The sequence below is a fragment of the Dorea sp. D27 genome (genome assembly GCF_001185345.1).
Classification (GTDB): domain Bacteria; phylum Bacillota; class Clostridia; order Lachnospirales; family Lachnospiraceae; genus Extibacter.
Genome location: NZ_KQ236744.1, coordinates 292,191 through 305,891, shown reverse-complemented (window position 1 = coordinate 305,891; position 13,701 = coordinate 292,191). Strand labels below are relative to the sequence as shown.

General features: G+C 48.9%; 14 protein-coding genes. All 14 read right to left on the bottom strand.

Translation table 11 applies throughout. The features are described from left to right. Positions 1-106: 106 nt before the first annotated feature. Positions 107-607, bottom strand: a complete 501-nt coding sequence (locus HMPREF0980_RS07970; protein WP_049728618.1) for a shikimate kinase — start codon at positions 605-607, stop codon at positions 107-109. Between the two features lie 124 nt (positions 608-731). Next, positions 732-1,088 (bottom strand): hypothetical protein, encoded by a 357-nt coding sequence (locus HMPREF0980_RS07965; protein WP_049728617.1) that lies wholly within the window; start codon positions 1,086-1,088, stop codon positions 732-734. Between the two features lie 199 nt (positions 1,089-1,287). After that, positions 1,288-1,947, bottom strand: coding sequence for a V-type ATP synthase subunit D (locus HMPREF0980_RS07955; RefSeq protein WP_049728615.1), 660 nt, complete (start codon positions 1,945-1,947; stop codon positions 1,288-1,290). Between the two features lie 217 nt (positions 1,948-2,164). After that, positions 2,165-3,538, bottom strand: a complete 1,374-nt coding sequence (locus HMPREF0980_RS07950; protein ID WP_049728614.1) for a V-type ATP synthase subunit B — start codon at positions 3,536-3,538, stop codon at positions 2,165-2,167. Between the two features lie 2 nt (positions 3,539-3,540). Further along, positions 3,541-5,307, bottom strand: a complete 1,767-nt coding sequence (locus tag HMPREF0980_RS07945) for a V-type ATP synthase subunit A (protein ID WP_049728613.1) — start codon at positions 5,305-5,307, stop codon at positions 3,541-3,543. Positions 5,308-5,334: 27 nt separating this feature from the next. After that, entirely contained in the window at positions 5,335-5,655 is a 321-nt protein-coding gene (locus HMPREF0980_RS07940) for a V-type ATP synthase subunit F (RefSeq protein WP_049728612.1), read from the bottom strand. Beyond that, positions 5,648-6,616, bottom strand: a complete 969-nt coding sequence (locus tag HMPREF0980_RS07935; protein WP_049728611.1) for a V0D/AC39 family V-type ATPase subunit — start codon at positions 6,614-6,616, stop codon at positions 5,648-5,650. The genes HMPREF0980_RS07940 and HMPREF0980_RS07935 overlap by 8 nt, the downstream gene beginning before the upstream one ends. A 33-nt stretch (positions 6,617-6,649) precedes the next feature. Beyond that, the gene (locus HMPREF0980_RS07930; protein WP_049728610.1) at positions 6,650-7,243 is read right to left on the bottom strand and encodes a V-type ATP synthase subunit E; all 594 of its coding nucleotides are present in this window, start codon (positions 7,241-7,243) and stop codon (positions 6,650-6,652) included. A gap of 41 nt (positions 7,244-7,284) precedes the next feature. Next, positions 7,285-7,770, bottom strand: a complete 486-nt coding sequence (locus HMPREF0980_RS07925) for a V-type ATP synthase subunit K (RefSeq protein WP_049728609.1) — start codon at positions 7,768-7,770, stop codon at positions 7,285-7,287. After that, a complete protein-coding gene (locus HMPREF0980_RS07920) occupies positions 7,770-9,788 on the bottom strand; it encodes a V-type ATP synthase subunit I (RefSeq protein WP_049728608.1) in 2,019 nt (672 codons plus the stop codon). Before HMPREF0980_RS07920 ends, HMPREF0980_RS07925 begins: the two co-directional genes overlap by 1 nt. Positions 9,789-9,826: 38 nt before the next feature. Then, the gene (locus HMPREF0980_RS07915) at positions 9,827-10,135 is read right to left on the bottom strand and encodes a hypothetical protein (RefSeq protein ID WP_049728607.1); all 309 of its coding nucleotides are present in this window, start codon (positions 10,133-10,135) and stop codon (positions 9,827-9,829) included. Positions 10,136-10,434: 299 nt separating this feature from the next. After that, the gene (locus tag HMPREF0980_RS07910; RefSeq protein ID WP_049728606.1) at positions 10,435-10,944 is read right to left on the bottom strand and encodes a tRNA (cytidine(34)-2'-O)-methyltransferase; all 510 of its coding nucleotides are present in this window, start codon (positions 10,942-10,944) and stop codon (positions 10,435-10,437) included. Between the two features lie 234 nt (positions 10,945-11,178). After that, the gene (locus tag HMPREF0980_RS07905) at positions 11,179-12,075 is read right to left on the bottom strand and encodes an AIR synthase-related protein (protein WP_049728605.1); all 897 of its coding nucleotides are present in this window, start codon (positions 12,073-12,075) and stop codon (positions 11,179-11,181) included. 33 nt (positions 12,076-12,108) lie between these two features. Next, complete coding sequence (locus tag HMPREF0980_RS07900; protein ID WP_049728604.1) at positions 12,109-13,635, bottom strand: VanW family protein; 1,527 nt, start codon at positions 13,633-13,635, stop codon at positions 12,109-12,111. Positions 13,636-13,701: the final 66 nt, after the last annotated feature.

Below are 13,701 nucleotides of genomic sequence, written 5' to 3'. Positions count from 1 at the left end.
TCTTTATTCACATTCTTTGCTATTATACCATAGAATCGAAAATTGTAAAATATTTTTTACAATTATGTAACTTATATTACATTTTTCTTAATGCAACCGTAACTTTTTATGCACTTTGTAATGCCTCGATCACCTTGTCTATCGTATCTTCCAGCTTAAGTCCGTCCTCACACACGGTCAGATCCGCATATCGCTCGAACAAGGGGACTCTTTCATCATACAGGTCTTTAAGCGTCTGTCCGTCCCGAAGTACGACGCCTCTGTTTTTCGCACTTTTCAGCCTCTTGTTTATTGTCTCATAAGATGCCATCAAATATACGACTGTACCGATTTCTTTATAATGTTTCATCGCATTTTCGCAGTATACTACGCTGCCACCCGGTGATATGACCGTATTGTGTACATTTACTTTCGCATTCACGCGGTCTTCTATTTCCAAAAACCCATCGATTCCCTTTTTTTCTATAATTTCCCTGAGGAGATTCCCTTCTTCTTCCTGTATCAAAAGGTCCGTATCAATAAACTGATATCCAAGCCGCTTTGCAACGACAACTCCAACTGTGCTCTTTCCTACCGCAGGCATACCGATAAATATAATATTTTCCATGTCTGTCGTACCTTCCTCAATATGTTCAATGAATATTTTAACATATACCGGCTCATCCGTCCACCCTCACGAAACGGAGGAAGGAGTCAGGCCTTTCTTCCCAAGGTCTGGCTCCTTTCTTTCATTAGTAGTATTTCCGTCTCATGTTCCTGTGCTCACAGCGTCTGCGGCATAATTCCTGATAGGCCATGACCTGAATCAAGTCGTTCAGCCAGCTGCCCGGATCTTCCTCATCTTCCTCGGCCCTGTCGAATATCCGCCGGCACATCAGCCGCAGCTGCAGCTGATCCGGATATTCATCATACATCATGCTTCCTTCGTATTCCAGCCTGTCACATTCATCTTCAATATAAGGAATCAGCCGTTTCGCTGTCGCGGGATACAGGCTCTTCATATAATCCAGGTCCCTTCTGGCAACCTTGTCGTCATCATAGAGTAAAGGCATCGGATAGGCCATGTAGTAAGGCAGTCGATTGTCCATGTACACACACTCCTAAGCTAAGTATCTATCTTATCATATGCGCCGTTTTTCCCGATGTTCCTCAATCCGGCAGAGTATCCGGCTTTCTCCTATATCGTGCTTTGTCCCGGACCGCAGTCGTCTATAGCCGGAACCGTCTATGATAAGAAAAGCCGCAGGCAGCGTACACCTTGCGGGTACGCTGCCTGCGGCTGCAAAATCAGGCTCTTTCACTGTAATGATGCGCTTCTTCAAGCATCATATCTTTGACTTTCATCAGACGAATCTGGGAGCTTCTTTCGTTCTCATCCAGCTTCATCGTTATATATTTGATGTTTTTCTGTGCTTCCGGAATTATGACATGTTCCAGCGCATTGACGCGGCGTCTCGTCTTCTCGATTTCCACCGCCATGAGCTGGCATGCTTTTTCCGTCTCCGCAAGTTTCAGCATATCCGGCAGGATATCTGCCAGAGATTTCACGGCACCGTCCAAGTCGCTGGAAGTAAATGCAAAGCCGTAAGAATATATATCGTTTGCATCCGCAGTCCTGGTCTTCGTCTCAAAGACCGGGATGTTGACGCTCATGACGTTCTTCTTATCAACTTCCAGGTTCACTTCCTGCTTGGGTGCCATCAGCGCTGTATTCAGCGTAGCTTCGTCCATTCCGGCCTTGGCTATGACAAAATTCTTATTTGCAGAGCGGATTCCGGCCTCTACTTTCAGGCGCAGTTCCATGTTCTCACGGACAAGGTCCAGGAACTGCCGCATCAGTTCGTCACGTTTGTCTTTCAGGAGCTTATGCCCCTTGGCGGCTGTGACTAATTTTTTCTTTGTCTTGGTCAACTCCATACGGGTAGGAGTCACCTGCGTAGATGCCATCTATCCATCCACCTCCCTTTTCTGTTAATACATGCCGGCGTCGCTGCGGGCTGACGCCCTATGCAGCTTGCTGGAGCCATATCGGCTGGCCGTTTCCGCCGTGCCAGCTCGATTCCGCTTCGCTCCTTCTCGCTGCGGGCTGACGCCCTATGCAGCTTGCTGGAGCCAGCCATACGCAAGCAAGCTTGCATGGCTGATCCTTCAAGCTGCGCACGGCTTACTGCTTTCCATAGTATAAATCTAAGAATTTGTCGTCGATACGTTTTAGTTCGGCTCTTGGCAGCATGGACAGGAGTCTCCAGCCGATTTCGAGGGTTTCCTCGATGGACCGGTCGGTATTGTATCCCTGTGATACGTATTCCTTCTCGAATGCATCGGCGAATTTAGCGTAGAGGAGGTCAATCTCGGTGAGGGCTGCCTCTCCGAGGATCGTCATAAGCTCTTTTGCGTCTTTACCACGTGCGTACGCTGCGAACAGCTGGTTCAGCGTGTTGGAATGGTCCGCTCTTGTCTTTCCGTCGCCGATACCTTTATCTTTCAGACGTGACAGCGAAGGCAGCACGTCGATTGGCGGCTGAACGCCTTTTCGGTATAAGTCACGGCTCAGTATAATCTGACCTTCTGTAATATATCCTGTCAGGTCAGGAATCGGATGTGTCTTATCATCTTCCGGCATCGTCAGGATAGGAATCATCGTAATACTTCCCTTTTTGCCGTTCTGGCGCCCTGCTCTCTCATAGAGGGATGCAAGGTCGGTATACATGTAGCCGGGGTAGCCACGGCGTCCTGGTACTTCCTTACGCGCCGCAGATACTTCCCGGAGCGCGTCCGCGTAGTTTGTAATGTCTGTCAGGATGACAAGTACATGCATATCCTTTTCAAATGCCAGATATTCCGCTGCCGTCAGTGCCATACGAGGCGTAGATATACGTTCGATAGCGGGGTCATTTGCCAGGTTAACGAACAGTACCGTCCTGTCGATAGCACCTGTCTCTTTAAAGGACTCAACGAAGAAGTTGGATTCCTCGAATGTGATACCCATCGCGGCAAATACAACGGCAAAATTTTCATCTGTCCCGCGCACTTTTGCCTGTCTCGCAATCTGTGCCGCCAGGTTGGCGTGCGGCAGGCCTGACGCCGAGAAGATAGGCAGCTTTTGTCCGCGGACAAGCGTATTAAGGCCGTCAATGGCAGAAACCCCCGTCTGTATGAACTCCTCAGGATAGCTTCTGGCTGCCGGGTTCATAGGCAGGCCGTTAATATCCCTCCGCTCTTCAGGAAGGATTTCAGGGCCATCGTCAATCGGGCGTCCCAGACCGTCAAATACACGTCCGAGCATGTCCCCGGACACTCCAAGTTCCATGCTTCGTCCGAGGAAACGCACTTTACTGTTGCTCAAGTTGATACCCGTCGCACTTTCAAAGAGCTGTACGAGCGCATCGCTTCCGTTAATCTCCAGCACCTTGCACCGGCGTCTCTCACCGCTTGCAAGTTCAATCTCACCCAGTTCGTCATAGGCTACGTTTTCGACACCGCGCACCAGCATAAGAGGGCCGGCAACTTCCTGTATGGTTCTGTATTCTTTTGGCATGATTAGAAGTCCTCCTTCCCAAACGCACCTGCGATTTCGGTGTGCAGTTCATTTAATATCTTCTCATACTCTGTCTCGATGTCTGCATCCAGAGTATATTTATAACGTCCGATTCTCTCTCTTACTTCCATGTTGATCAGTATCTGCATAGAAGCGCCCTGGCTCAGTGCCTCAGAAGCTTCCTCATAGAACGCGAGAACGAGCTTCATCATCAGGTACTGCTTTCGAAGAGATGTATACGTATCAATCTCATGGAAGGAGTTCTGATGCAGGAAGTCCTCACGGATAGACCTTGCGGCCTCCATCTTGAGACGGTCCGTCGGTGACAGTGCATCCATACCTACCATTTTTACGATTTCGTCAAGCTCTGCCTCTTCCTGCAGAAGGCTCATCATCTTCTGGCGGCCTTCCATCCAGTCGTCTGCCACTTCGTTATTAAACCAGTCCGCCATGTTGTCGACATACAGAGAATAACTGGTCAGCCAGTTGATTGCAGGGAAATGACGCTTGTAAGCCAATGCGGAATCCAGCCCCCAGAACACCTTGACGATACGCAGCGTCGCCTGGGATACCGGCTCAGAGATATCTCCGCCCGGAGGGGATACGGCTCCGATTACGGAGAGCGCCCCTTCTCTTTCATCCTGTCCAAGGGAGATTACATGTCCCGCTCTTTCATAGAACTGTGCCAGGCGGCTTCCAAGGTAAGCAGGATAGCCTTCTTCACCAGGCATCTCCTCCAGACGTCCTGACATCTCACGGAGGGCCTCTGCCCAGCGGGATGTGGAGTCTGCCATCAGCGCCACGGAATATCCCATGTCACGGAAATATTCTGCTATCGTGATACCGGTGTAGATAGATGCCTCACGTGCAGCAACCGGCATATCTGACGTATTGGCGATGAGGACGGTCCTCTGCATCAATGACTGTCCCGTCTTAGGATCTTTCAGCTCAGGAAATTCATTCAGAACGTCTGTCATCTCGTTTCCACGCTCGCCACACCCGATATATACCACGATATCGGCCTCGGCCCATTTCGCCAGCTGATGCTGAATGACTGTCTTACCGCTTCCGAAAGGTCCCGGAACCGCGGCAACACCGCCTTTTGCAATCGGGAAGAATGTGTCTACGACACGCTGTCCTGTTACGAGCGGCTTCTCCGGCGGAAGTTTCTTTACATACGGACGTCCCTTACGCACGGGCCATCTCTGCAGCATCGTAAGCTCTTTATCGCCGTCTTCCGTCGTGATGACTGCTACCGTTTCTTCTACCGTAAATTCACCGGATTTGATCTCCTTTACAGTGCCTTTGATACCGTAAGGCACCATAATCTTCTGCTGGACGACGATTGTCTCCTGAACGGTACCGAGCACATCACCTGCCACAACTTCATCTCCGGCTTTCGCGACGGGAACAAATTCCCATTTTTTATCTCTTTTCAGGGAAGCAACCTCGACACCTCTTTGCAGGCTGTTTCCTGAAACCTTCATAATATCGTCAAGCGGACGCTGGATACCATCGTAAATGCTTGCGATAAGACCAGGCCCGAGTTCTACAGACATAGGCACTTCCATAGATTCTACCGGCTCTCCCGGCCCTAAGCCCGATGTCTCCTCATATACCTGAATTGATGCCTCGTCCCCGTGCATCTCGATAATTTCTCCAATGAGCCGCTGATTGCTAACACGTACAACGTCGAACATGTTAGCGTCCCGCATTCCTTCTGCGATAACGAGCGGTCCCGCTACTTTTTTAATCGTACCTGTACTCATTTGGACGAATCACCCACCTTTCCTTCTTTATTCGTTCCCAAAGATTATATCAGAGCCTACCGCCTGTTCCACAGACTTCTTGACGCCTTCGACCCCTGCACCGGTATTGCCGGATATGCCGGGAATCTGGATGATGGCCGGTACGGCCTGCTCCTGATATTTCTCTATTTCATGTTTTAATTCTGCTGCCATCGCCTCGGTGACATAGATGATGCCATAGTCCCCAAGGGTAAGCTGATGCAGCTTTTCTCCGGCTTCCTCGCGGGTACTTACTGGAAATGTATCGAGACCCAGTGTAGCGAAACCGTAGATACTGTCATAATCGCCCAATACTGCAATCTTATACATACATCTCCCTTACCCTTTCTCGGATTGAATCATCCTGTAAGTCATTGAGTTTGCCGGAAAGAATGATTCGTACCGTCTTTATTTCATTCTGCCTTGCAATTACATAGGCGATTACCGGTCCTATTGTAAATGCATTATATTTCTGCGGACTTATCGTCTGAATAATACGGTTATCACACCAGCGCTCAAATGCCGACGGAGAATCCGCCAGCGCTTCCGCGCCTTCCGCATATGCGGTTCCGGACAAATATTCCCGGATAGCATCCATGCCGCTGAGTGCAGCTTTTGCAAGCTGGTCTACATTGATACTCGCACATTCAGCCATCGCCCTTTTCATAAATTCCAAAGACTTCGCGGTTTTCTGTGAACGGACAGCAATCTTGATATCTGCAACTCCTACCGTGGATTCGGCATAGTCCCGGATAATGTCGTCTTCCGCCTGCCGACCCGCTTCATAGACTGCCTCAAGTGCCGCCCTGTCTATAATTACGTCACAGAGCTGACCATCCCTCGTGTGAAGAAGGGTCTCATATGCCTCCTCCGCCGCTGCCTGCATGTTGTGCGGAAGCTTTCCGAAGTCCTTTTCACGGACAACATCCAGCATCACCTTCCCTGGGATGGATACATCTTCATAGAAAATGTGCCTGTTCTCTTCCTCCGTACACACCTCTTTAATCGCAGCTTTCAGATTGTGGAACAGTTTCGGATAGGAAAGCACGTCAAATTTATCCATATCAACGGACAATTCTCTGACCACTTCCCATATCTTCTCCTCTTCCCGGGTCAGTATAGCTTCTGCATCTGCCGGGGTATCGCTGTCTCCCCACCCTCTTTCCTGAAGGAACTGAATACACTGGCTGTAATCCGCACAGGCAATCAGCTGGTCAACAGCGGAATTGGAGAATAGAGAAACTTCCAAAGCACGTATGCGCGCAACCGCGTAGGTATATTGTTCACTCATGTTACTCCTCCTTGTCGCTTATGGTTACGCTTTTTATAAAAATAACAGCTTATGGACCTTGTCTGACAGTTCATCTTTTTTGGCGTCAAACATCGCTTTTATTGTGCAGTTCTCTTCGATACCGCCATATGCAAGAATAAATCCGTTTTCGATATTCCTGCCTGTCTTTGATAAGGTCAGACTGCCTCCCTTTTCAGCGGCCGCACCGCTGATTTTCGCCTCATATCCGTCAGGAAGACGTTCAAGGTCTGCGGATGAAAAATATATCTCCCCCTCCTGCGGCAGAGCATATTTGCCGAGCAGTTTCAGCAGCATGTCAAAGTACGCGCCGCTTTCCATTGTCTTCAAAGTTCCGTAGGCCTTATCCAGTACTTCTGCAATAATCTCCTGCTTTGCTGCAAGAATCTTCGTCCTTCTCTGCAAATCGATGGAAGAGACGATTCTCTCTTTATAATTTGCAATTTCCGCCTCGGATTTTTGGGAGATGCTGCTGGTTGTCTTGGCCGCCTCTGCTTTCGCCTTATCCAGAATCTCTTCTGCCTGGCTTCTCGCTTCGGACAGCTTGCTGTCAGCTGCTGCTTTCGCTTCATCCAGAATCTGACTTTTCATTTTATCTAATCCAGTCATCTCGCACGCTCTCCTTTTCTTAATCTTTGTTTCATGCCTACTTATATACTGATTGCAGTAACAGATAAGATAGAGATCAAAAGTGCAAGAATTGCATAGGTCTCAACCATAGCAGGGAAAAGCATAGCTTTACCGAACTGGTCTGGCTTCTTAGCGATAATGCCGATAGCTGCCGCGGATGTCTTGCCCTGGTATTTTCCTGAAATCAATCCTACGATACCGATTGGCATGCAGGCGGCAAGAATAAGAAGCCCGGTAGTTACTGAGATATCTGCTGCGCCTCCGCCTAACAGACCGATTTTGGACAATGTGATAAAACCAACGAGCAGACCGTAGATTCCCTGTGTACCGGGTAACAGCTGCATGATAAGAACTTTTGCAAATTTGCTCGGATCTTCTGTAACAACCCCGGAGGCTGCCTGTCCGGCGATACCAACACCGATTGCTGAACCTGCACCTGCAAGGAATACAGCCACTGCTGCACCAAGTAACGCGTAAACAATACCTAAATCACTCCAAATACTCATTATAAAGTTTCCTCCTTAATATCTACATATTTTGTATCTGAATGGAATGGCTCGAAAGGCTTTCCGCCACCCTCATAAAATTTGCTGAAAAATTCAACAAACTGTAAACGGTTTGTATGGACATATGCACCCAGAAGGTTGATGGCCATATTAAGTGTGTGGCCGACTATAAATACGATGACAAATGCGATAACTCCTATCACTCCGCTTCCTATCATGGATGCCATCTGGTTTACTACGGAAGCGATAACTCCTGTCGCAAGTCCAAGGGCCAGAAGACGGGAATAGGACAGTACGTCGCTCAGCCAGCCTGTAATATTATACAAATCGTAAGCTCCCAGTGCAATTCTAAGTGCCGGGTTCTTGCTGGAACGTCCCGACATCAGCAGCAGGCCGACGGCCCCGATAATGGCGAGCGCTTTGGCCAGCGTATTGACGGCCGGCGGGAATTGAATCTCTGCCTGTGCTATGGACGCGAATATGTCGCTTGGAAGCAGCATGAGAATCAGCCCTGTCAAAAATGCATACCAGAGTACCACGTCGCAGAAGAAATCCAGCACTTTGCCATCTTTGAGACACATATATCCTTTGATGCCAAGTCCGATGAACAGATGAATCACGCCGAACAGCATAGAATAAATCAGCAGCCGCATCGGGTCGTTCAGCGGAACAAACCAGAGTTCCTTGATGTTTACCGCGGTTCCGAAGAACTTCTCAGAAAATACCGGTATCACGTCTCCAAAATATCCTCCAAAGAGCACGCCCCAGAATAACGTAGAAATTCCGCAGAACATAAACATTTTAATCGATTTATGCATACCCTCGCTCATGCGTGGATATTTCCTGAGCAGTACGAAGCACACAATCGCCATGATAGCCCCGTATGCAGCGTCTGACAGCATCAGACCGAAGAAAAATACATAGAAGAACGACATGATCGTCGTCGGATCAAATTCTCCTTTATGCGGGAGTCCGTAGGAAGCCACGACTCCTTCCACACTGGAAGAAAAGCTGTTGTTCTTAAGAACGGTCGGCGGCTCTTCGTCTTCCTTCAAGTCCTCCACGTCGATTACGCAGTCATACTTATCGCCCACGGCTTTCAGCACCGCCGGCACCGCCTCAGCTGTCGTGTAGCCGCTCATGATGAATGTCCTCTGTGACTGCGGAAGCGTGCCGAGCACTTCGTACTTCTCTGACCTAATCCGAAAGTAGTCCGAAATCAGCTTAAGTTCTTCCCTGCGGTCCGCGCAGCCTGCAATCTCTGTTTCCTTCTTCTCAATCTTCTTATTCAATTTTAATATCTCTGCCTCAAGTTCCGCTTTTAGCTGTGCCGGTATCTTGTCCGTCACCTGCGATGGCCGGGCAAATCCGGCAGACCTGAGAGCTTCTTCCACCGCGTCTTCCTCCGCCTTCAGGCAGAATACGGTAAGATAGACGGCATCTCTGTCGCTGGCGATAATATGCACATCCACAGCATCCAGTTCCGGATTCTGCTTAGCAATCTCCGCATATATGCCCTCCAGCGTAAGTTCTCCCGGCATCATCCCTACTAGCATGGCCACATTGTCCGTACCCGGATGGTTCATCGGTACATCCAGCGCCAGCCATGGTGTCAGCGACTCTATCTGGTTCTCCAGCTTCAGGATATTTGCTTTGCTCTCTGCAATTTCCTTATTACAGCCTACCAGCCTGTTGGCTGTCGCAATAATCTTTTCCTTGTTGGCTGCCGCTTTACTGAACATTTCCTGTTCTACAAGCCTCTTGCCTTCAAGGCTGGAAAGCATGGAGCTCTTTTCCGGAGCGTAGGTTCCGAGTACAGCAAGCGCCTGATCGGCGAGCTGGGCTTTCTTGTCAAAGCTTTGTCTGGCATTCATGGTATCCATTCTGCCAAAAGCCTCGTCATCTTCCACCACATGGTTGATTTCAATAGCCCCCATGGACTGGACCTTCTCCAGGATGGCTTTACGGTCCTTTTTAAGCGCGCAGATACTTATCCTTTGCATCTGCAATACTGCCATAGCCGCATCCCTCCTTTACTCTTAGTTTTCATAATGCTTTAAACGAGTTCTGCTATAACAGCAGATATCGCATCTCCTTCCTTCTGCTTTGCAGCTTCTTTCAAGGATACAATCTCCGTCTCTACGTCTGCCAGAGCTTTCTCTACATCTTTTTCTCCAGCTTCTTTCGCAGCCTGAAGTGACGCTTTTGCCTTCGCTTTTGCTTCTGCTTCTGCCTCTTCTTTTATCCTCCCGGCAGCCGCAGAGGCCTTTTCAAGGATGGAAGTACATTCTGTGTCAGCATTCTTTACAATCTCTTCTGCCTCTTTCTCCGTCTCCTTGATGGCCTTAATGGTTTCTTCTACCATCGGTTCACCACCTCTCTTAGTTGAAACTCCCTGTAGTTAAAATTATAATATGATTCCATAGAAAAGTCCACAAGTATATTGTCTACTAAGGCTCCCCCACGTCTTTCATCTACACAATTCAACAAATATTCTATCAATTTTACCATCCATAAGGCAGCCGCCCACTGGGGTAAATTGAAAAATATGTGCCATATCCCTTTCCCTGCTTTCCATTACTTCATAATAAAAGAAAGGCATTATTATGTAATATCGACCATTTTACATAATAATTTATACAGCGCCGCCAATATTCAGAAATTTTACAGGCTCCCATCCTTCTGCCATGCAAGACGATGGAGATGTCCTTCCAGATTCATACCTGAAAAACCGTTCTGACGGAGCGCTTCATATAATATGACTGCCACGGAATTGCCCAGATTCAACGACCTGATATCGCCCACCATAGGAATGCGTATACTGTCCTCTTTATGTTTTACCAATATCTCCTCCGGTATTCCTGCACTTTCCTTTCCGAACATAATATAACAGTCCGGTTCATAATGGACGTCCGTGTATACGTTCGGCGCTTTCGTCGTCGCCATATAGATCTTAGCCCCTTTATTCCTGTCCAGAAATTCATCGAAGTCAATATATGTGGTCACGTCCAGATCATCCCAGTAATCCATGCCGGCACGCTTCAGATTCTTTTCATTCAGCCTGAAGCCCAGCGGCTCGATCAGATGGAGCCGCGTATTCGTAGCCACGCACGTCCTGCCGATATTACCGGTATTGGCCGGAATCTCTGGCTCATGCAGCACAATATTCAGCATATCCTTTCCTCCTCATAAGCCATTTTTTAACTACTTCCTTCTATTTTAGAGAAAAACCTCCGGTCAGTCAACATACACTTTTGTTACTTTTGTATTACAATTTTACCAAAATATTGGAATTTTATAACATTTTATATATATCTAATTGTGAACAGGGACGTAGGTAAATTGAAAATGGTTACGTCCCAAATTAGACTTTGACCTGTACCTAAATGAAAAAAGAGTGGTCATTTTTCAATAACCGCTCTTAGTATGTCCTAATATTTTATTTAATTCATCTGGTGCAGGCCTGTCAAGGTACCTGATTTCTTCTCCCTTGTGTATCACTTTGTCATTGTTGCCTGTCAGGCGGCCGATTACCGCTGCTTTTATTCCATTGTGCCGGAGTTCTTCTGCCAGCTCCCCACCGTCGTCAGCAAGCATGAGGAAGCTTCCCGTGGAGGTCAGCTGATATGGATTCAGCCTGTAATTTTCACATACTTCTATCGTCTCCTGACGGACAGATATCTTCTTCATGTCTATATCCATACCTGTCCCTGTTTCTTTCGCCAGATGCCAAAGTGCGGCAAATATACCGCCTTCTGTGATTTGCCGCATGATGCGTATGCCCGATTCTCTGGCAATGCGAATTGCCTTTCCGGAGAATATACAGCCTCTACAGGCTTCTATCTGCTTTAAGAATGCTGGGGCGAACCGCTCTTTCAGCTCAGCGTCCCGCTCTTCTGCAATTCTCAGCATGCCCGCAAGGCCGGCCCATCCCGCCAGCACGATTTCCTTTGCCGGCCCTGAGAAGTCAGCTGGCTGTGCCGTGCACTCCATGACGCCGGTACATGTGGCGGCTACCAGCGGCATGGAAACCGCCGGCGTCTTATATTGATGCACGGCAAGGAGCTTAACGCCCTGCTCCCTGCAGACTTTTTCAATCTGCTTTTGAATGGCGGGAAGCCGGGATCTGCCATGGGCTTCGGGAATCAGGATACGTACCTGCGCTTCCAGGCTTACGGCTCCCTCCGCTTCCAGTTCATTCCATGCTTCCGCCAGTGCATATGCTCCGGTCTCTTTCGACTGTCCGCATATGCAGGATGAGGCGCTGACCGCACGCACCATCTGTCTCTCTGTACTCATCGTCATCTGTCCATTCTCTTCCACTGTCACTGTCCCGCCCTATTCGCCTTCGCTTGCGCCGGCGCTCAAACCTTTCGCTTCCGCCACAGCAGCATCAATCGTCGCCTTGTCCTGCGAGCTGATAGCTTTGCGGACGAGCTCCGCCGCCTCTGCATTATCTGTCAAAGTTCCGACCTCAATAATCTGATCCGACTTTTCATATGTGCTGTTATTGATGATGTCACGGCTCACCTCCGCTCCGTCCTGGTACACCACCTTCCAGAGCCTGGCTGTCTTGCCGGTATGAGGGCTGCCCGCATATTGGACGCTCCCTAGTTCTGCTTCTTTATTTTCCTTATAAGTGACGCCGTAGTCTTCCGTCGTCAGCGTCTCACTTTCATACTCTACAGTCCGCCCTTCGGCCCTGTCGTCTTTTCCATAGATCGTGAACCGCATCTGGTTTGCGCTGTCGATTTCCGCCGCGATATAGACGGGCGTCTCGTAGCTGTTCTTGAACTTAAGGTCAAGATAATCCCCTGCAATTGCGGCGTCCCTCGAAGGATCCACATAAGCTACCAGCATGGAATGGGGGTACCGCTCCAGCACCTCCAGTTCCGAATACAGCACTGCATTATAAAGCGTCGTAGATACCTGGCAGATGCCACCGCCAAATGAATCCACCACCTGCCCGTTCTCATAGGAGCCTGCCTCCACATATCCATGCTCGGCATCGTAAGGGGCAGTCGCATCATGAACCGACAGTTCCTCCCCCGGCATAAGAATGGTTCCATTGATTCTATCCACCCCGGCCTTCAGATTCTTCCAGCGCTCTCCGCCCCCGGCATCTGTGGAAAATGATCCAAGTTCGTCCTTAATGCTTTCAAGGTCTTTCGCCTTGATGGACGGCTCCTCTGTCTTGACGGCCATCTTGACCTTGAACCCTTTATGGTCCCATCTGTCATTCAGATAGTCGACCATCATTTCCAAGGATGCTTTTTCATCTACGGTCTCGCCTTTCTTTTCCTTTGTTATCTCAAAACTATCCCCGCTCTTTGCTATGCTGGCATCCACCGCATGGTCCGCCAGGCCCTCTACCCTCTCGTCGATGACCGCCTTTGTCTTCTCAGCGTCCAGTACAAGCCCTTCGCCAAGGACGAGCTTCTCTTTTTTCAGACCTTTTATCTGGCGGTACCGGGTGAACAGCCGGCCCTTCTTACCGTATCCGGCCGCCTTATCCACAACTTTCCCGATATCCTTATATGAGAGGCCCATCTCCTCCAGCGTCGCATCCGCGGATTTATCTCCTACTTTCATCGTAATCTTCAGCGCCTTGTCTTTCTGAAGGTGCTCCTTCATCAGCTCCCTGGCCTCTTTTTTAGTCAGGCCTGAGACGTTTACATTACCTATATAGATATTGTCACATATCTTATGTTCCGGCACCTTAGAAACATACCTGTACAGCACTAAGTAGGATGCACCTGTCAGGACAATAGCGCATAAGACAGCAAGGCCAAAAAGAATCCTCATCCTTCTCCGCCTTTTCTGTGTCGTCCTCCTGCTTATTTTTTTCCGCCTATTCTGAGCCATAAGCCTCCCCCTGACTTTTCCCCTTCTACGCCACCAGATACGGAATCGTCATTGTTGCAATCATCG